12 protein-coding genes, 2 tRNA genes and 3 rRNA genes are annotated in these 20,705 nt (G+C 57.5%); 3 read left to right on the top strand and 14 right to left on the bottom strand.

What is annotated here, in order from left to right:
- Positions 1-139 precede the first annotated feature (139 nt).
- From mksB to mksF, 3 genes are read left to right on the top strand one after another with little or no spacing between them, the layout of a single operon-like run.
- Positions 140-1,420, top strand: coding sequence for an Mks condensin complex protein MksB (mksB, locus tag HU715_RS17110; protein WP_186704989.1), 1,281 nt, complete (start codon positions 140-142; stop codon positions 1,418-1,420).
- Positions 1,410-2,111, top strand: coding sequence for an Mks condensin complex protein MksE (mksE, locus tag HU715_RS17105; protein WP_014340217.1), 702 nt, complete (start codon positions 1,410-1,412; stop codon positions 2,109-2,111). Before mksB ends, mksE begins: the two co-directional genes overlap by 11 nt.
- Positions 2,108-4,948 (top strand): Mks condensin complex protein MksF, encoded by a 2,841-nt coding sequence (gene mksF / locus HU715_RS17100; RefSeq protein ID WP_186704988.1) that lies wholly within the window; start codon positions 2,108-2,110, stop codon positions 4,946-4,948. Before mksE ends, mksF begins: the two co-directional genes overlap by 4 nt.
- Before the next feature lie 196 nt (positions 4,949-5,144).
- Here mksF and HU715_RS17095 read toward each other — a convergent pair whose 3' ends face one another.
- The 14 genes from HU715_RS17095 to HU715_RS17030 form a co-directional block, all read right to left on the bottom strand.
- Positions 5,145-7,448, bottom strand: coding sequence for a PqiB family protein (locus HU715_RS17095; RefSeq protein WP_186704987.1), 2,304 nt, complete (start codon positions 7,446-7,448; stop codon positions 5,145-5,147).
- On the bottom strand, positions 7,441-8,064 hold the full coding sequence (locus HU715_RS17090; protein WP_186704986.1) for a paraquat-inducible protein A: 624 nt from the start codon (positions 8,062-8,064) through the stop codon (positions 7,441-7,443). The genes HU715_RS17095 and HU715_RS17090 overlap by 8 nt, the downstream gene beginning before the upstream one ends.
- Positions 8,051-8,710, bottom strand: coding sequence for a paraquat-inducible protein A (locus HU715_RS17085; protein ID WP_186704985.1), 660 nt, complete (start codon positions 8,708-8,710; stop codon positions 8,051-8,053). The genes HU715_RS17090 and HU715_RS17085 overlap by 14 nt, the downstream gene beginning before the upstream one ends.
- 148 nt (positions 8,711-8,858) lie before the next feature.
- A 5S ribosomal RNA gene (rrf, locus tag HU715_RS17080) occupies positions 8,859-8,974 on the bottom strand.
- Between the two features lie 157 nt (positions 8,975-9,131).
- Positions 9,132-12,023: ribosomal RNA gene (locus HU715_RS17075) — 23S ribosomal RNA — on the bottom strand.
- 242 nt (positions 12,024-12,265) lie between these two features.
- Positions 12,266-12,341: transfer RNA gene (locus tag HU715_RS17070), tRNA-Ala, on the bottom strand.
- A gap of 10 nt (positions 12,342-12,351) precedes the next feature.
- A tRNA-Ile gene (locus HU715_RS17065) sits at positions 12,352-12,428 on the bottom strand.
- A 123-nt stretch (positions 12,429-12,551) separates the two neighbouring features.
- Positions 12,552-14,088: ribosomal RNA gene (locus HU715_RS17060) — 16S ribosomal RNA — on the bottom strand.
- Together the 16S, 23S and 5S rRNA genes with 2 tRNA genes alongside form the textbook arrangement of a ribosomal RNA operon.
- A 553-nt stretch (positions 14,089-14,641) precedes the next feature.
- Positions 14,642-15,262, bottom strand: coding sequence for a protein-methionine-sulfoxide reductase heme-binding subunit MsrQ (gene msrQ / locus HU715_RS17055; protein WP_186709153.1), 621 nt, complete (start codon positions 15,260-15,262; stop codon positions 14,642-14,644).
- Positions 15,262-16,275, bottom strand: coding sequence for a protein-methionine-sulfoxide reductase catalytic subunit MsrP (gene msrP, locus HU715_RS17050; RefSeq protein WP_186709152.1), 1,014 nt, complete (start codon positions 16,273-16,275; stop codon positions 15,262-15,264). Before msrP ends, msrQ begins: the two co-directional genes overlap by 1 nt.
- Before the next feature lie 75 nt (positions 16,276-16,350).
- Positions 16,351-17,196 (bottom strand): CDP-diacylglycerol--serine O-phosphatidyltransferase, encoded by an 846-nt coding sequence (gene pssA, locus HU715_RS17045; protein ID WP_053125264.1) that lies wholly within the window; start codon positions 17,194-17,196, stop codon positions 16,351-16,353.
- A 144-nt stretch (positions 17,197-17,340) separates the two neighbouring features.
- Positions 17,341-18,357, bottom strand: coding sequence for a ketol-acid reductoisomerase (gene ilvC, locus HU715_RS17040; RefSeq protein WP_003185459.1), 1,017 nt, complete (start codon positions 18,355-18,357; stop codon positions 17,341-17,343).
- A gap of 45 nt (positions 18,358-18,402) precedes the next feature.
- The gene (ilvN, locus tag HU715_RS17035; protein ID WP_003176102.1) at positions 18,403-18,894 is read right to left on the bottom strand and encodes an acetolactate synthase small subunit; all 492 of its coding nucleotides are present in this window, start codon (positions 18,892-18,894) and stop codon (positions 18,403-18,405) included.
- A 2-nt stretch (positions 18,895-18,896) separates the two neighbouring features.
- Positions 18,897-20,621, bottom strand: coding sequence for an acetolactate synthase 3 large subunit (locus HU715_RS17030; RefSeq protein ID WP_186709149.1), 1,725 nt, complete (start codon positions 20,619-20,621; stop codon positions 18,897-18,899).
- Positions 20,622-20,705: the final 84 nt, after the last annotated feature.

The following is a 20,705-nucleotide window of genomic DNA, read 5'->3' as shown; positions in this document are numbered from 1 at the left end:
ACCGCCCTTCGACGCGGATCGCTTCCCTGTGAGTCAATTATCGATCAATAGGGAACGACAGTCCGTCCAAGGGGTGAATCGCAACCGGCCCGATGCAGTACAATCGCCGCTTTTAATTGCCAACCCGACGGCCATTGCGATGATCGAACCCAAGCGCGTCTTGCGCGCCCTCGCTGAACACTGGGCATTGCTGGAACCTTTGTGCGAGCACTTCGACCAGGGCACCCTGAGCCTCAACGAATTGCGTTCACAGCTGGCCGCCCAACAACTGGACAGCACGCCCCAGGACATCACCAACCTGCTGGATGTGTGGATCCGCCTGGACATCCTCGTACCGGTGGCGAAAAGCCCGAACCGCTTCGAGCTCAACGCCCAGATCCATGACTTCCTCGCCTACCTGCGCCGCGAACACCGCCTGGGCCTGTGTTTGGAAATCGAAGCCTACCTGCGTCACCTCGAACGCCTGGCCGGCTACATCCAGGATGCCTTCGATGTGCGCGACGGCAACGACCTGGCCCGCCAGTTGCGCCTGCTGGACATGCGCGTGCGCGACGTCCTGAAGAAACTGGCCAACGACGAACAGGCCCTTGTCGCCGTGGCCGAACGGGCCAAGACCAGTGACCGGCAGATCCCGCTGCGCCAGCGCTATGCCGAAGTGCTGGCGACCTGGGACGAATACGTCGAGCCGATGATCCAGTTGGTGAACGCCGACGGCGCGTTCGAGCAAGGCGTGCGCAAGGTCGAGAACGTGCTGTTGCGCATGCTCACCGAACAGCAGCGCCTCGGTCACCTGGTGGACGACGACATGCTGCTGCGCACCCACGCGCGCATCCTGGAGATGCAGACCAGCGCCCAGCTGACCCTGCGCCACGCCCGGGAACTGCTTTTGCCGTTGCGCGAAGAGGCCCGCCGCCATAACGCCGTGACCCGTGGTGCCGCCCTGGCCCTGGCGGCCATTCGCCGCAAAGGCATTGACGCCGTGCCGCAAGCGGCCATGCCGCTGTTCACCCGGCCGCAAAGCACCTTCCTGGGCAGCGCCAGCCAGGTTGAAGCCTACGTCTATGCCCTGGCCCGCTTCGAACCGAAACCGGCGCGTTTCCCCAAGTCCCACAAGACCCACAAGGGTGGCGAAGCGCCGCGTGCGCCACGCACCGTGCGCGAGATGGTCGAGCGCTGCGAAGACGCCCTGCCGATGCCGGACTTGATGACTTGGCTGCTGGAGCAGGAGCCGGACGGCGCCACCGACGAATTGCTGTACTGGTTCTCGCGCCTGTCGCGGGAAAAACGTTTCAAGCGCGAGCGTCTGGAACGCCGCGAATACCACACTCACGAGCATCAGGTCAGCCTGCGCTCCTTCGCCCTGCTCTCGGCCGGCGACATCGCCGCCGAGGATTCTGCGAGCATCCCCCATGCATCTTGATCTATCCGAACTGTCCCAGCTGGCGCCGATCTTCCGCGAGCTGTTCAAGGGTTACCACGTCAGCCGCCGCGACCCGGAACTGTACGCGCAGTTGTCGAACTTCCAGGACCAGTACCGCACGCTGTTCAAGGCCCTGGGCTTCGAACTGGTCTGCGACACCCGTGGTTTCTACTACTTCGTGCCGGACCTGGCCGCCGCGGCGGTGAACAAGACCGCCCAGCGCCTGGCCCTGTTCACCTTCATCCTCGTCGAGCACCTGGCCGACCAGGGCCGCGATCCCATCGCCGTGCTTGACGGCGGCAGCCTGGGCCGCGATGAGCTGCCTTCATTGCTGGAGAAATACCGCGACCTGTTCATCCAGGCCGAAGTACAGACCCAGGAAGAGCTGGAAGAAAAAATCATGCGCCGCATGACCCAACTGGGTTTTGCCAGCGAAGAAAACGGCGTGTACCGCTTCTTGCCGCCGATGCATCGCTTCCTCGACGTCTGCCTGTCCGTCCAGCAGGACCGCGACCTGGCCGCCAGCCTGCACAGCGTGCTGCCGCTACCGGCACCGGTATTGATCGATGAAGACAGCGACGAAAAACTGCTGCAGACCGATGATCCGCTGGACCTCAGCGAATTCGAAGGTGAAAGCGAAGAAGACGCACTGGCCCGCGCCATTGCCGAAGAACAGGAGACCGACGCATGAGCAAGGAACGCTACGGCATCCGCCGCTTTGCCCTTTTGAACACCGCCGGCTACAGCCTGGGCTTGTTCCCCCTGGAAGAACCGTTGTCGGTGTATGGCGCGAACAACCTGGGTAAATCCGCCTCGATCAACGCCTTGCAGTTCCCGATCCTGGCGCGCATGTCGGACATGAGCTTCGGCAAGTACAGCCTGGAACAATCCCGACGTTTCTACTTTGCCTCGGACACCAGCTACATCCTGGTGGAAGTCGCCCTGCCCCACGGCCCACACGTGATTGGCGTGGTCGGTCGCGGCCCTGGCGGTGGTTTCGGTCACCAGTTCTTTGCCTATGCCGGCAAACTGGACCTGGCCCACTATCAGAAAAATGACACCTGCCTGCGCCAGAAAGAGCTGTTCACCAACCTGGAGCGCGAAGGCCTGAAAGCCTACGAACTCAAGCCGGATGAACTGCGCCGCCTGCTGGTGGGTGGTCACACCTCGATCCCGCTGGACCTGACGCTGATCCCGCTGCGCTCCACCAGCGAGCAAAGCCTCAAGACCTTCCGCGCGCTGTTTATCAACCTGCTGCACATGCGCGAAATCACCGCGGCCAAGCTCAAGCAACTGTTCCTCGATGCCTTCGAGCACAGCCTGCGCTCCGGCAGCGTGGACTACATCGCCGCGTGCGAAGAAGCCTTCCGCGATGTACGACGCATGGAGCAGGACTACAACTCCCTGGTGGCTGCCGGTCCGCTGGTGGAAGCCTTGGCCAATGGCGTGAAGCAGCGCGACATCCTGCGCGGCAAATTGCATCGCCTCTCGCCGTTGCTCGACTCACTGCTGGGCACCTGGTCGGACTACGCCAGCGCGCGCAAGGAAGAGCTGACCATCCAGGCCGAACACTACCGCAACGAGCAGGATTCGCTGCAGAACGACCAGCGCGGCGGCACCCAGGAGCTGATGCGCCTGGAGCGGGAAATCAGCGGTATCCAGCGCTGGATCGGCGAGCTGTCGGTGCTCAAGAACCGCTTTGCCCTGGTGGATGACGTCAAGGTCCTGGAGCAACAACTGCTTGCCGCCAAGGACGCCCACGACGAACTGGCCGGCGCCCTGGCCCAGTCCCGGCAGTTCAGCGCCGAAGACTTGGAAGAACGTCTGCGGGACCTGGAAAAGCGCCTGAAGTCGGTCAAGCAACAACTCGATCACGCCGACAACAACAGCTACGCCCGCCTGCGGGAAGAATTCTCCCAGCAGGACGTGGAACGCCTGATGCGCTTGTTCAACAGCGCCCTGTTCAGCCTGCCGCTGGGCGAACACGGCATCGCGTTGGACGAGAACGGCGAGTGGGTCAAATCCATGGAGCTGATCCTCGACGGCTTCAAGGGCGAGCGTTTCGAAGTGCCGGGCCTGTCCATCGACCTGTCCCACATCGAGCCGCCGGCCCTGCAAGCCCTGGCCGACCGTGCCGCGCTGCGGGACCAGAAAGAGCGCTTGGAAAAAGAGCTCAAGCAGCTCAAGACCCAGCAAGCCGTGGCCGCCGACCGCGCCGCGAGCAAGACCCAGACCGAGGCGCTGTACCAGCAGGTCCTGGACGCACAGAAAGCCCTGGAGGATTTCCGTCGCACCCAGACCTTGAGCGCCGAGGAAGGCGAGAAACTCGAGCAACTGGCGCAGATGGAAGCCGCCCAGGACGAGCTGAAGCGCTCCAGCGATGCGTTCACCGAACGCGTCCAGCAGCTGTCCGCCAAGTTGCAACTGGTGGGCCGGCAGATCGCCGACATGGAAGCCAAGCAGCGCACCCTCGACGACACCCTGCGCCGCCGTCAATTGCTGCCGGCGGACCTGCCGTTCGGCACGCCGTTCATGGACCCGGTCGATGACTCCATGGACAACCTGCTGCCGCTGCTCAACGACTATCAGGACAGCTGGCAAGGCCTGTTGCGCGTCGACGGCCAGATCGAAGCGCTGTACGCGCAGGTGCGCCTCAAGGGCGTGGCCAAGTTCGACAGCGAAGACGACATGGAGCGGCGCCTGCAACTGCTGATCAACGCCTATGCCCACCGCACCGACGAAGCCCTGACCTTGGGCAAGGCACGCCGTGCGGCCGTGACCGACATCGCCCGGACCCTGCGCAACATCCGCAGCGACTACGACAGCCTCGAGCATCAACTGGCGCTGTTCAACCGCGAGATCAACAAGCGCCAGGTGTCCAACCTGCAGAGCTTCCGTATCGTCCTGGCGCCAAACAAGGAAGCGCTCAAGCACATCGACCAGATCATCCACAGCGCCGGCCAGTATGAAGAAGGCGAGACGCTGTCGGTGTTCGACCTCAGCCAGAGCGCCGAGCAGGACAACAAGAACGAAGAAGCCAAGGAATACCTGGCGCGGCTGGTGGCGGCGAACCACAACCAGCTCGGCCTCAAGGACCTGTTCGAACTGGCGTTCGAGATCACCAAGGTCAATGGCCAGCCGGTGATCCACACCGACATCGATGGTGCGGCGTCCAACGGCACCACCATGACCATCAAGGCGCTGACCAACATGTACTTGTTGCTGCACCTGATGGACCGCGAACAGGCCGGTCGCGTGCGCCTGCCGTACTACCTGGACGAAGCGGCGGACATCGACGAGAAAAACCAGGCCGCGCTGCTGGAAACCAGTCTGCAACTGGGCTTCGTGCCGATCCTTGCCAGTGTAAAGCCGCAAGTCTGCGCCAGTGTCGCCATCGACCTGGAAGGCGGCAGCGGCCCGAACGGCATCTACATCGACGAAGCGGACTGGAAATACATCCGTCGTCACGATGCGGTGAAGGCCACGGTGAATGTCCAGGCCGATGAGCCGGAGCTGGATTCGGTGTGATGTGAATCTCTGGATGTGAAAAAGGCCGCGATCCATTGGATCGCGGCCTTTTTTTGTTATCGCATACTCTGTGGTGAGGGAGCTTGCTCCCGCTCGACTGCGCAGCGGTCGCAGACTTTGGGGCCGCTACGCCCGAAGCGTCGGACCGGCCCAGCGGGAGCAAGCTCCCTCGCCACAGGCATCACATCCAAATAGCTTACTTGCCGAGACTGATCTTCGGTGCCCAGGTCAGCCATTCATCTTCAAACTTGTCGAACAACGGGAAGGTTTGCTCCGGTCGCGCCGGGTTACCCATCCGCTCACCATCCGGCGTTGCGAACGCAATGCCGCCCTGGATCAACGTTTCAAGGGACTCGGTTCGCACCGTCGCGCCCTTGAACAGACCGAAGTCCAGACCGAAGCCACTGCTGTTCCAGAAGCGAGAGCCGCTGCGCACCAGCGGTGCATACTTGGGCTCGATCAGGATATGGATCAGCACCCGGTCCGCCGTCTGGCCGAGTTCATAACCAGTGACCTTGCCCACCGTGATTTCCCGATAGGTGACCGGCACGCCGATCTTCAACGAACCACGGCGGGCTGCGCTCAGCACCAGGCTGAGACCGGCCTCGGGTATCGCGCTTTCCGGCGGGTTGGCCAGGGCCACGAAGCTTTTCTGTGGCCCAAGGTTTTTCACCGAAGGCTGCACTTCAACGTATTGGCCTGTGACCAGCGTCTCCAGGTTGGAGGTCTTCATCAACCCCAACTCAGGCTTGACCACCCAGAACTGCGACCCGACCCGGGCGATGCGCTCAGGCACTTCGGTGATACGCGCAGTGAGCAATACCGATTGCATGTCGGCGCTGAGATCGACACCTTCGATCTTGCCCACATCCAACCCTTTGAAACGGATCGGCGTACCACTGCGCAAGCCATCGGCGCGGTCGACCTTGATCGTCACCACGGTGCCGCGCTGTTGTGCGGCTTCGTGATCGGCAAACAGCCGGAAACGCGGAATGCGTCTTTTCAGCGGCACATTGGGTTCCGGCGTTTCGAAGGCGATCCCGCCGGCCATGAGGCTTTGCAAGGATTCGCTCTTGACCTGGATCCCCCCTGTCAAACCGCCCGTGAGCGTGATGCCACTGGCGTTCCAGAACCGTGTCGAGCCGTTGACCAGCCCTTCATATTCCTTCTCGATGTGTACACCAATGATCAGTTGCTTCTTTTTGCGAGAAAACTGGTAGCTCTGCACCGAGCCGACCTTGACCTGCTTGTAGAGAATCGGACTGCCGACTTCCAGGGAACCGAGGTTTTCGGTCAGCAGGACCAAATGCAGGCCCGGTGAACGCAAGTCCAGCGGTGGCGCCTTGGCCCGGGCTTCGTACTCGCGCTGCGGCGCGCCACCCTTGTCACCCGGTCGCACGGCAATGTAGTTGCCCTTGACCAAGGCTTCCAGGCCGGTGATACCCGCCAGGGAGATCGACGGCTTGACGACCCAGAACTGCGTGCCGGTCACCAGGTAATCTTCGGCCAACGGGTCCAGGGTCAATTCAGCCGTGGCGCTGGACAGGTCCGGATCGACCTTGAGGGTCTTCAGACTGCCGACCTGAATGCCCTTGTACATCACAGGTGTGCGACCGGCCTGCAAGCCTTCGAAGTCGCTGAGCTTGACCTTCACGCGAATGCCCGCTGCCGCTGCATCGAAGTCTTCGTAAAGGCGGAAGGGCAGGCTTGGATCCGTCGGTGGACTGTCCTTGCGGCTTTCCGGCGTGGCGAAGGCGATGCCTCCGGCCACAATGCTGGCCAGGGACTCACTGCGCACTTTGACGCCCGAGAGGTTGGCATCGATGCTGATGCCACTGGCGTTCCAGAAACGCGTGTGTTTACGCACCAGGCTGGCGTAGGTCGGCTCGATGAAGATCTTGATTTCAACAGTGCGCTGGTCTTCGGACAACAGGTAGCTTTTCACCTGGCCAACCTGGATCTGCTTGTAGAAAACCGGACTGCCGCGGTCCAGCGACCCCAAGCGCTCAGCCTTCACAGTCAGGTGCAAACCCGGCTTGGAATCCGACAGCGGCGGCTCTTCGACCAAGGCCTTGAATTTACGGGTCGACTCGCCTTCGCCCGGACTGATCGCCACGTAGTTGCCCGATACCAGGGTTTCCAGGCCGGTAATCCCGGCCAGGCTCACGCTCGGCTTGACCAACCAGAAACGTGTTCCGCTTTTGAGGTATTGCCCGACATCCTTGTTCATCTCGATGGTTGCGATGACGCCCTTCGAGCTGCCTTCATCATCGAGCGTGAGGTCTTTGACTTTGCCGACCGTCATGCCTTTGTAGACGACCTCGGTCTTGTTGACCTGAATCCCTTCACCGCTCTCAAAGCGCACATTGATTTCGATTCCGGTCTCGTTATAAGCCCGCCAGCCGAGCCAGCCGCCGATGATCAACGCAATCAGCGGCAGGACCCAGATGGCCGACCAGTTCGAAGCCGGTCGGGTTTTAGCGGTAGGCAAATCAGTCATGGTCGTTATCCGACTCCGTGTTATCCCAAATCAGTCGGGGATCGAAGGTTACTGCGGCAATCATTGTCAAAATCACTACGCTGGCGAAAGCAATCGCACCGAGACCGGCTTCGACACTGGCGAGTCGTCCAAAATTCACCACCGCCACCAGGATGGCGATCACGAAAATATCCAGCATCGACCAACGCCCAATGAACTCGATGAAACGGTACATCAGGATGCGTTGCCGCGCCGACATGGGCTGGTGCCGCTGTACGGAAAACAGTAACAAGGCGATGCCCACCAGTTTGAAGGTGGGCACGAGGATACTGGCGATGAACACCACGGCGGCGATAGGAATCATGCCGTGCTGAACCAACTCAATGACACCGGCCATGATGGTGCTCGGAGCGCCTTGGCCCAGCGAGTTGATGGTCATGATCGGCAGCATATTGGCCGGGATATAAAGAATCGCGGCAGTGATCAACAACGCCCAGGTCCGCATCAAGCTGTTCGGGCGACGGGGATGGACCCGTGCGCCGCAGCGAGTACAGGTTTGGTTGTCGGTTTCGGCGTCTTGCCGATTCAACTCATGGCATTCCGTACAAACCAGAATGCCGGCATCAATCGCCCGCATGGGCATCTTCTCCTGATAACGCCTGCCAGATCTGATGCGGTGACATCACCACTTCCAGCCAGACCTGAACAAGTAACAAACTGATGAAGCACACCAAGCCAAGGCCTACGGTGATGGCCGCCATGTCTGCCAACTTGACGATGGCCACCAGCACGCCCATGAGGTAAACCTCGAGCATCCCCCAATCCCGTAGATGGTGATAAATGCGGTACAGCAACAAACCGTAGCTACGGCCAATATCCAAGCGAATGGTCAGCAATACCGCCAACTGACAAAACAACTTGAGCAGCGGAATGCCCATGCTGCACAAAAACACGACGACCGAGACGCCTTGCATGCCGGTATCGAACAAACCCACTACTCCGCTCCAAACGGTGTCCTGGGAGGACTGCCCGAGCAGATTGAGTTGCATGATGGGTAAGAAGTTGGCTGGCACAAATAACAGCAAGGCAGCAATCACCAAGGCAAGGCTGCGTTCGACTACATTGTGTCTGTGGGCATACAGCTCGTAACCACAGCGGGGGCACTCGGCTTTTTCGCCATGGGCCAATTGGGGCTTGCGCATCAACAGGTCGCATTCATGACACGCCACCAGATCGCTCAGGGGTAGATCTGACAACCTATCAGTGTCTGACGGATCGGGCATAAACAGCTCTGGCTCAGCTAAGGTGGGGCTATTCTAGTGCTCCAGCTCGAAAATAACTGTGCAAATTTATCACGAGCTTTCGCAGAGTTTTATGGCGGGCAAAACAAAACCCCTACCTGCATCAGCAGATAGGGGTTTCGGAATTTAATCTTGACGATGACCTACTCTCACATGGGGAAACCCCACACTACCATCGGCGATGCATCGTTTCACTGCTGAGTTCGGGATGGGATCAGGTGGTTCCAATGCTCTATGGTCGTCAAGAAATTCGGGTACTGAGTCGTGGCCTGTTGGCCTCGCTTCAGCAAATTGGGTATGTGATAGCTTTCGGTGTTTTGTGAGATTCGAACTTTCGGTTCGTTTCGTCTTCACACACCGCAATCTGGCGCTCTTTCGAGTCAGCAAATTGCTTGGGTGTTATATGGTCAAGCCTCACGGGCAATTAGTACAGGTTAGCTCAACGCCTCACAGCGCTTACACACCCTGCCTATCAACGTCGTAGTCTTCGACGGCCCTTCAGGGGACTCAAGGTCCCAGTGAGATCTCATCTTGAGGCAAGTTTCCCGCTTAGATGCTTTCAGCGGTTATCTTTCCCGAACATAGCTACCCGGCAATGCCACTGGCGTGACAACCGGAACACCAGAGGTTCGTCCACTCCGGTCCTCTCGTACTAGGAGCAGCCCCTCTCAAATCTCAAACGTCCACGGCAGATAGGGACCGAACTGTCTCACGACGTTCTAAACCCAGCTCGCGTACCACTTTAAATGGCGAACAGCCATACCCTTGGGACCGGCTTCAGCCCCAGGATGTGATGAGCCGACATCGAGGTGCCAAACACCGCCGTCGATATGAACTCTTGGGCGGTATCAGCCTGTTATCCCCGGAGTACCTTTTATCCGTTGAGCGATGGCCCTTCCATACAGAACCACCGGATCACTAAGACCTACTTTCGTACCTGCTCGACGTGTCTGTCTCGCAGTCAAGCGCGCTTTTGCCTTTATACTCTACGACCGATTTCCGACCGGTCTGAGCGCACCTTCGTACTCCTCCGTTACTCTTTAGGAGGAGACCGCCCCAGTCAAACTACCCACCATACACTGTCCTCGATCCGGATAACGGACCTGAGTTAGAACCTCAAAGTTGCCAGGGTGGTATTTCAAGGATGGCTCCACGCAGACTGGCGTCCACGCTTCAAAGCCTCCCACCTATCCTACACAAGCAAATTCAAAGTCCAGTGCAAAGCTATAGTAAAGGTTCACGGGGTCTTTCCGTCTAGCCGCGGATACACTGCATCTTCACAGCGATTTCAATTTCACTGAGTCTCGGGTGGAGACAGCGCCGCCATCGTTACGCCATTCGTGCAGGTCGGAACTTACCCGACAAGGAATTTCGCTACCTTAGGACCGTTATAGTTACGGCCGCCGTTTACCGGGGCTTCGATCAAGAGCTTCGCGTTAGCTAACCCCATCAATTAACCTTCCGGCACCGGGCAGGCGTCACACCCTATACGTCCACTTTCGTGTTTGCAGAGTGCTGTGTTTTTAATAAACAGTCGCAGCGGCCTGGTATCTTCGACCGGCGTGGGCTTACGCAGCAAGTGCTTCACCCTCACCGGCGCACCTTCTCCCGAAGTTACGGTGCCATTTTGCCTAGTTCCTTCACCCGAGTTCTCTCAAGCGCCTTGGTATTCTCTACCCAACCACCTGTGTCGGTTTGGGGTACGGTTCCTGGTTACCTGAAGCTTAGAAGCTTTTCTTGGAAGCATGGCATCAACCACTTCGTCACCCAAAGGGTAACTCGTCATCAGCTCTCGGCCTTGGAATCCCGGATTTACCTAAGATTCCAGCCTACCACCTTAAACTTGGACAACCAACGCCAAGCTGGCCTAGCCTTCTCCGTCCCTCCATCGCAATAACCAGAAGTACAGGAATATTAACCTGTTTTCCATCGACTACGCTTTTCAGCCTCGCCTTAGGGACCGACTAACCCTGCGTCGATTAACGTTGCGCAGGAAACCTTGGTCTTTCGGCGTGGGTGTTTTTCACACCCATTGTCGTTACTCATGTCAGCATTCGCACTTCTGATACCTCCAGCAAGCTTCTCAACTCACCTTCACAGGCTTACAGAACGCTCCTCTACCGCATCACTTACGTGATACCCGTAGCTTCGGTGTATGGTTTGAGCCCCGTTACATCTTCCGCGCAGGCCGACTCGACTAGTGAGCTATTACGCTTTCTTTAAAGGGTGGCTGCTTCTAAGCCAACCTCCTAGCTGTCTAAGCCTTCCCACATCGTTTCCCACTTAACCATAACTTTGGGACCTTAGCTGACGGTCTGGGTTGTTTCCCTTTTCACGACGGACGTTAGCACCCGCCGTGTGTCTCCCATGCTCGGCACTTGTAGGTATTCGGAGTTTGCATCGGTTTGGTAAGTCGGGATGACCCCCTAGCCGAAACAGTGCTCTACCCCCTACAGTGATACATGAGGCGCTACCTAAATAGCTTTCGAGGAGAACCAGCTATCTCCGAGCTTGATTAGCCTTTCACTCCGATCCACAGGTCATCCGCTAACTTTTCAACGGTAGTCGGTTCGGTCCTCCAGTTAGTGTTACCCAACCTTCAACCTGCCCATGGATAGATCGCCCGGTTTCGGGTCTATTCCCAGCGACTAGACGCCCTATTAAGACTCGCTTTCGCTACGCCTCCCCTATTCGGTTAAGCTCGCCACTGAAAATAAGTCGCTGACCCATTATACAAAAGGTACGCAGTCACCCAACAAAGTGGGCTCCCACTGCTTGTACGCATACGGTTTCAGGATCTATTTCACTCCCCTCTCCGGGGTTCTTTTCGCCTTTCCCTCACGGTACTAGTTCACTATCGGTCAGTCAGTAGTATTTAGCCTTGGAGGATGGTCCCCCCATATTCAGACAAAGTTTCTCGTGCTCCGTCCTACTCGATTTCACTTCTAAGATCCTTTCGCGTACAGGGCTATCACCCACTATGGCCGCACTTTCCAGAGCGTTCCGCTAAAATCAAAGAAGCTTAAGGGCTAGTCCCCGTTCGCTCGCCACTACTAAGGGAATCTCGGTTGATTTCTTTTCCTCAGGGTACTTAGATGTTTCAGTTCCCCTGGTTCGCCTCTTGCACCTATGTATTCAGTACAAGATAACCATCTTATGATGGCTGGGTTCCCCCATTCAGACATCTCCGGATCAAAGTCTGTTTGCCGACTCCCCGAAGCTTTTCGCAGGCTACCACGTCTTTCATCGCCTCTGACTGCCAAGGCATCCACCGTATGCGCTTCTTCACTTGACCATATAACCCCAAGCAATCTGGTTATACTGTGAAGACGACATTCGCCGAAAATTCGAATTTCTCAACTAAGAGAACTCACAAATTTTACCTTAGCCTGATCCGTTACCAGTGAAAGTAACGTTCAGTCTATCTTTCTATCACATACCCAAATTTTTAAAGAACGATCTAATCAAAAGACTAGAAATCAACATTCACCATCACCTTGATGGAATGCTCATTTCTAAGCTTTCAGAAGCAGTTTATGGTGGAGCCAAGCGGGATCGAACCGCTGACCTCCTGCGTGCAAGGCAGGCGCTCTCCCAGCTGAGCTATGGCCCCATAACAAAATTGGTGGGTCTGGGCAGATTCGAACTGCCGACCTCACCCTTATCAGGGGTGCGCTCTAACCAACTGAGCTACAGACCCAATTTCGAGCTTGTAACTGTTAGCTGTGAGCTATCAGCTTGGAGCTTAAAGCTGCTTCTATCGTCTTCTTCAATGAATCAAGCAATTCGTGTGGGAGCTCATGGAGCAGCTGCGGTCGTCGATTAAGGAGGTGATCCAGCCGCAGGTTCCCCTACGGCTACCTTGTTACGACTTCACCCCAGTCATGAATCACACCGTGGTAACCGTCCTCCCGAAGGTTAGACTAGCTACTTCTGGTGCAACCCACTCCCATGGTGTGACGGGCGGTGTGTACAAGGCCCGGGAACGTATTCACCGCGACATTCTGATTCGCGATTACTAGCGATTCCGACTTCACGCAGTCGAGTTGCAGACTGCGATCCGGACTACGATCGGTTTTGTGGGATTAGCTCCACCTCGCGGCTTGGCAACCCTCTGTACCGACCATTGTAGCACGTGTGTAGCCCAGGCCGTAAGGGCCATGATGACTTGACGTCATCCCCACCTTCCTCCGGTTTGTCACCGGCAGTCTCCTTAGAGTGCCCACCATAACGTGCTGGTAACTAAGGACAAGGGTTGCGCTCGTTACGGGACTTAACCCAACATCTCACGACACGAGCTGACGACAGCCATGCAGCACCTGTCTCAATGTTCCCGAAGGCACCAATCCATCTCTGGAAAGTTCATTGGATGTCAAGGCCTGGTAAGGTTCTTCGCGTTGCTTCGAATTAAACCACATGCTCCACCGCTTGTGCGGGCCCCCGTCAATTCATTTGAGTTTTAACCTTGCGGCCGTACTCCCCAGGCGGTCAACTTAATGCGTTAGCTGCGCCACTAAGAGCTCAAGGCTCCCAACGGCTAGTTGACATCGTTTACGGCGTGGACTACCAGGGTATCTAATCCTGTTTGCTCCCCACGCTTTCGCACCTCAGTGTCAGTATCAGTCCAGGTGGTCGCCTTCGCCACTGGTGTTCCTTCCTATATCTACGCATTTCACCGCTACACAGGAAATTCCACCACCCTCTACCATACTCTAGCTCGACAGTTTTGAATGCAGTTCCCAGGTTGAGCCCGGGGCTTTCACATCCAACTTAACGAACCACCTACGCGCGCTTTACGCCCAGTAATTCCGATTAACGCTTGCACCCTCTGTATTACCGCGGCTGCTGGCACAGAGTTAGCCGGTGCTTATTCTGTCGGTAACGTCAAAACACTAACGTATTAGGTTAATGCCCTTCCTCCCAACTTAAAGTGCTTTACAATCCGAAGACCTTCTTCACACACGCGGCATGGCTGGATCAGGCTTTCGCCCATTGTCCAATATTCCCCACTGCTGCCTCCCGTAGGAGTCTGGACCGTGTCTCAGTTCCAGTGTGACTGATCATCCTCTCAGACCAGTTACGGATCGTCGCCTTGGTGAGCCATTACCCCACCAACTAGCTAATCCGACCTAGGCTCATCTGATAGCGCAAGGCCCGAAGGTCCCCTGCTTTCTCCCGTAGGACGTATGCGGTATTAGCGTCCGTTTCCGAGCGTTATCCCCCACTACCAGGCAGATTCCTAGGCATTACTCACCCGTCCGCCGCTCTCAAGAGGTGCAAGCACCTCTCTACCGCTCGACTTGCATGTGTTAGGCCTGCCGCCAGCGTTCAATCTGAGCCATGATCAAACTCTTCAGTTCAAACATCTTTGGGTTTTGAGAAAACCCTAAACTTGGCTCAGCAATCGTTGGTTACATCTTTGATTTCTCGCGGAGTAACTTGTGATGCTGATAATCTGTTGACTAGCAGTCTGACTCCACAAGCACCCACACGAATTGCTTGATTCAGTTGTTAAAGAGCGGTTGGCTGAGTCTTTCGTCTCAACCGAGGCGCGCATTCTACAGCGCCCCGTGTATCTGTCAAGCGGTTATTTTAAGAAGTTTTCAAAGTTTCGCTTCGGAAACATCAACAACTTCAACCACTTGCGCTTTCGATCTCTCGTTAGCGGGAGGCGAATTCTACAGCGTTACTCGCTGCTGTCAACACCTCTTTTTCACCGCTTTCGACCGAGAAGATCGAACCGCCGATAGAGCCAAACATCACCGCTCTATCTGCTCCTTCCAAGCTTCGATGAACTGAAGCCCAACACCTTCGAAACCTACTTAACTCATTGAATCTCAAGGAGTTTTCCGTTTCGACTGCGCCGGAAGTGGGGCGAATTATAGACTTCCAGAATCTGCCGTCAACCCCTAATTACGCTTTTGTTGCAGAAGATACTTTCCTACCCAGCAAACGCGGGATCCGACGCATAACCGACGGCACCCTTAGCACTAATAGTGCGGCACCTATAAAGGCGTATATCGCCCATTCTTTCAGATCCGCCCGCACGATCCACAGCATATGCAGCAGCCCCAGCCCCAGAATCAGATACACCAGGCGATGCAGTTTCTTCCAGCGCACCCCCAATCGTCGCTGACTGTAGCGATTGGATGTAACCGCCAATGCCAATAGCCCGAGAAACCCAAGCGCCCCCACAATAATATAAGGCCGCTTACTCAACTCGACGCCCAACTGCGACCAGTCGAACCCCAATATGAACGCCGCATACCCGCTTAAATGCAGCACCACATAAGCAAAGCACCACAACCCCAACTGACGCCTGACTGCAATCCACCCCACCCACCCCGTCAATTTCTGCAACGGCGTCATGCTCAAGGTGATCAACAACAGGATCAGCGTCCCCAACCCGAGCCGATCCACCAGCACTTTGCCCGGGTCAGGACCCAACGAATTCATCAAGGCCTCGTAAAGCCAGAACAACGGCCAGACCGCCGCCGCGATGAAGACGCTGATTCGCCAGACTGGAAAACGCATCAGTAGTCCTTCCTCAGGTCCATCCCTGCATATAAAGAAGCGACTTCATCCTGATAGCCGTTGAACATCAGCGTGTCGCGCACATTGGGACTGAACAGCCCGCTCGGCAAACGGCGCTCACGTGCCTGGGTCCAACGCGGGTGATCGACTGTTGGATTGACGTTGGCATAGAAACCGTATTCGTCAGACGCAATGCTTTGCCACGTGGTCTTCGGCTGCTCGCTCACCAGACTGATGCGCACGATGGACTTCACACTTTTGAACCCATACTTCCAAGGAACCACCAACCGCAGCGGCGCGCCGTTCTGGTTCGGCAACTCCCGCCCGTACATCCCCACCGCGAGAATCGCCAACGGGTTCATCGCCTCGTCCAAACGCAGCCCCTCCACATACGGCCAGTCGATCAAGGCGAAACCGGAACGCTGCCCCGGCATGACCTTGGGGTCCTGCAGGGTTTCGAAACGGATGTACTTGGCCTTTGAGGTCGGCTCGACTTGCTTGAGCAATGCGGAGATGGGAAAGCCGATCCACGGAATGACCATGGACCAGGCCTCGACACAGCGCAGCCGATAAATCCGCTCTTCCAGTTGATAAGGCTTCATGAAGTCTTCCAACCCATAGCGCCCCGGCTTACCCACCTCCCCGTCCACCACCACGCTCCAGGGCTCGGTCTTCAAGGAGCCGGCATTGGCTGCCGGGTCCCCTTTGTCGGTGCCGAACTCATAGAAGTTGTTGTAATGGGTCGCATCCTTGAACGGTGTGATCGCCTCATTCTTGACCGTGACCGCCTCCCATTGGACCAAAGGCAGTTTCTCGGCAAACCAGGACGGCGCCTTGCCCGGTTCGACATCGGCATAACGCGCCGCATCGGCAGCGCTGGCCCATTGCGGCAAGCTGCTCACGGCGAGACCCGCCATGGTTGCACCGAGCATCTGGCGACGAGATAGATAGAAGGATTCGGGCGTGACGTCCGATTCACGGCAGTCGGACGACTTGGGGATCTTGATCAGCATGACAACTCCGCAGTATTGGAGGGCAGGTGCACCAATAGACTGCGGAGTATGGGGGAAATTACATTAAGGCAACGTTTAGCGTCGGCGAAGACGCAACAAGTACTGCACCGGGCCGGAAGCCGCATAAGCGAGGAATACCAGCAGCAGGATACGCGGCGGATCACTGAACACCACGGCGAATACCAGCACCACCGCTAGAATCGCAACGAACGGCACACGCCCCTTCAGATCCAGCTCCTTGAAGCTGTTGTACTTGATGTTGCTGACCATCAGCATCCCAGCCGCGGCAACCAGAAGCGCCACCAGGAACGACATTTTTGAACCCTGGATGCCATAGTCGCTGAATGCCCAGACTACACCCGCCACGACACCCGCCGCAGCCGGACTGGCCAGGCCGATAAAGTAACGCTTGTCAGCCTTGCCGACCTGGGTGTTGAAACGCGCCAGGCGCAACGCCGCACCCGCCACATAGATGAAGGCGACCATCCAGCCGACCTTGCCCATGTCTCCCAGCGCCCAGCCGAACGCCAGCAAGGCGGGCGCCACGCCAAACGCGACCATGTCGGACAGCGAATCATATTCGGCGCCGAACGCGCTTTGGGTATTGGTCATGCGGGCGACGCGCCCGTCCAGGCCATCGAGCACCATGGCGACGAAGATCGCAATGGCGGCGAACGCGAAGTAACGGCTCGCCCCTGCGCTATCGCCGGCGCTCAAGGCGGCCTGGGCGCTCATGGAGCTGATGATGGAATAGAAACCGGCGAACAGGTTCGCGGTGGTGAACAGATTCGGCAGCAGATAGATGCCACGATGCCGGACCTTTCGGCCTTCAGCGTCATGGCCTTCTTCGATATGTTCATCGATGGGCAACAGGCTTTCGGCGTCAGGAGCCTGGTTTGGCTCGTCGGGACGTTCGCTCATGGACAATACCTTGCAACGGTGTGAAAAAATTCGACAGATGTCTGGGACGACGGTTCGGCCGCAAACGATGCAGCTTTATACCAGAAGCCATCGCCCAAACGAAAAAACGCGGCCAAGGCCGCGTTTTTCGATCAAGCTCGCGACTTAGTTCTTGGCTTTGTCGACGATCTTGTTGGCACCGATCCACGGCATCATCGAACGCAGTTGCTCGCCGATGATTTCGATACCGTGGGCGGCGTTGTTGCGACGCTTGGCGGTCATCGAAGGATAGCCGGTGGCGCCTTCGCTGATGAACATCTTGGCGTATTCGCCGTCCTGGATACGTTTCAGGGCGTTGCGCATGGCCTGGCGGGACTCGGCGTTGATCACTTCCGGACCGGTCACGTACTCGCCGTATTCGGCGTTGTTGGAGATCGAGTAGTTCATGTTGGCGATACCGCCTTCGTACATGAGGTCAACGATCAGCTTCAGCTCGTGCAGGCATTCGAAGTAGGCCATTTCTGGCGCGTAGCCGGCTTCAACCAGGGTTTCGAAACCGGCCTTGACCAGCTCGACGGTACCGCCACACAGAACGGCTTGCTCGCCGAACAGGTCGGTTTCGGTCTCGTCCTTGAAGGTGGTTTCGATGATGCCGGTACGACCGCCACCCACGCCAGCAGCGTAAGACAAGGCCACGTTCTTGGCGTTGCCGGATGCGTCCTGGTAGATCGCGATCAGGTCAGGGATACCGCCGCCCTTCACGAACTCGGAACGCACGGTGTGACCCGGGGCCTTCGGCGCGATCATGATCACGTCGAGGTCGGCACGTGGCACGACTTGGTTGTAGTGGATCGCGAAGCCGTGGGAGAAGGCCAGGGTGGCGCCTTTCTTGATGTTCGGTTCGATTTCGTTCTTGTACAGCGCCGATTGGAACTCGTCCGGGGTCAGGATCATGACCAGGTCGGCAGCGGCAACGGCAGAAGCCACGTCGGTCACTTTCAGGCCGTGGGCCTCGGCCTTGGCAACGGTGGCCGAGCCTTTACGCAGGCCGACAGTTACGTCAACGCCGGAATCTTTCAGGTTGCACGCCTGGGCGTGGCCTTGGGAACCGTAACCAATGATGGCGACTTTCTTGCCCTGGATGATCGACAGGTCGCAATCTTTATCGTAGAAAACTTTCATGAATTTCCCCTATATCCGGCCATTCAGGCCATTCGCTAATTTGGTTTAGATGCTCAGTACTTTGTCGCCGCGGGCAATCCCGGTGACGCCACTGCGTACGGTTTCCAGAATCGAGGCAGTGCCGATCGATTGGATGAAGCTGTCGAGCTTGTCGCTGGTACCGGTCAACTGAACGGTATAGACGCTGGCGCTGACATCGACGATCTGCCCACGATAAATATCGGTAGTACGCTTGATCTCGGCGCGCTGGGCGCCGGTGGCCTTGACCTTGACCAGCATCAGTTCACGCTCGATGTGAGCGCTTTCCGACAGGTCCACCAGCTTGACCACCTCGATCAGCTTGTTCAGGTTCTTGGTGATCTGCTCGATGACTTCATCGTGCCCCACGGTGGTCAGCGTCAGACGCGACAAAGTCGGGTCTTCGGTGGGTGCCACGGTCAGGCTTTCGATGTTGTAGTTGCGCTGCGAGAACAGGCCTACAACACGAGACAGCGCACCCGGTTCGTTTTCCAGAAGCAAGGAAATAATGTGTCGCATGATTAGGTACGCTCCGTCTTGCTCAGCCACATATCGCGCATGGAGCCGTCTTTGATCTGCATCGGGTAGACGTGCTCGCTGGTGTCGACCGCAATATCGATCACCACCAGGCGATCCTTCATGGCGAACGCTTCCTCCATCTTCGACTTCAAGTCCTTCGATTCGGTGATGCGCACGCCAACGTGACCGTAGGCCTCCGCCAGCTTGACGAAATCTGGCAGCGATTCCATGTAGGAGTGCGAGTGACGGCTGCCATAGCTCATGTCCTGCCACTGGCGAACCATCCCCAACACACCGTTGTTCAGGATCACGATCTTCACCGGCAAACCATATTGCAGGCAGGTGGACAGTTCCTGGATGTTCATCTGGATGCTGCCCTCGCCCGTGACGCAGGCGACATCGGCTTGCGGAAAGCTCAACTTGATGCCCATGGCCGCCGGAAAACCGAAGCCCATGGTGCCCAGGCCGCCGGAGTTGATCCAGCGGTTGGGTTTGTCGAACTTGTAGTATTGCGCGGCGAACATCTGGTGCTGGCCCACGTCGGAGGTCACAAAGGCATCGCCCTTGGTCACTTCGCACAGGGTTTCGATCACGGTCTGCGGCTTGATCACGCTGCCGTCGCCCTTGTCATAAGGGAACAGGCCGCGATCGCCACGCCATTCATCGACTTGCTTCCACCAGCTGGCCACGGACTCCTTGTTCGGAACCTCGCCGATTTCCTTGAGAATGGCGACCATTTCGGTCAGCACGCTCTCTACAGGACCGACAATCGGCACGTCTGCCTTGATGGTCTTGGAGATGGACGCCGGGTCGATGTCGATGTGGATGATCTTGGCGTTCGGGCAGAATTTCGCCGCGCCGTTGATCACACGGTCGTCGAAACGCGCGCCGACCGCGAGTATGACATCGGCGTGGTGCATCGCCAGGTTGGCGGTGTAGCTGCCGTGCATGCCGAGCATGCCAATGAACTGACGGTCCGAACCCGGGAACGCACCCAGGCCCATCAGCGTATTGGTGACCGGCAGGTTGAGCATTTTGGCCAACTCGGTCAGCGGCGCGGAGCCACCGCCGAGGATCACGCCACCACCGGAGTACAACACCGGGCGCTTGGCCGCCAGCAGCATTTCGGCGGCCTTGCGGATTTGCCCGGAATGACCACGGACCGCCGGGCTGTAGGAACGCAGCTTGGCTTTTTTCGGGAAGATGTATTCGAACTTCTCGGCCGGGTTGGTCATGTCTTTGGGGACGTCGACCACGACCGGACCCGGACGACCGGATTCGGCCAGGTAGAAGGCCTTCTTCATGACTTCCGGGATTTCCGACGCGTGCTTGATCATGAAGCTGTGCTTCACGATCGGCCGGGAGATACCGATCATGTCGGTTTCCTGGAATGCATCGGTGCCCACCATGGTGCTGGGCACCTGGCCGGAGATGATCACCATCGGGATGGAGTCCATGTACGCGGTGGCGATACCGGTGATGGCGTTCGTGGCGCCAGGACCGGAAGTCACCAGGACCACGCCGGCCTTGCCGGTAGCACGGGCATAACCATCAGCCATATGGGTGGCCGCCTGCTCGTGACGAACCAGGATGTGGGTCACTTCCGGCTCTTTGAACAGGGCATCGTAGACATGAAGAAGAGCACCACCGGGGTACCCGTAGATATATTTGACGCCTTCGTCACGCAAAAAGCGGACGAGCATCTCACCGCCAGATAAAAGCTCCACGTTGTTCACCTCTAAAACGCCAGAATACCGACCCACAAAAGGGGACGGGTCTTAATAGGTTTACTTCTCGGCAGAGCATGAGCG

Origin of the sequence: Pseudomonas zanjanensis (assembly GCF_014268745.2) — a bacterium.
GTDB classification, from domain to species: Bacteria; Pseudomonadota; Gammaproteobacteria; order Pseudomonadales; family Pseudomonadaceae; genus Aquipseudomonas; species Aquipseudomonas zanjanensis.
This window is presented reverse-complemented; position numbering and strand designations above follow the sequence as displayed.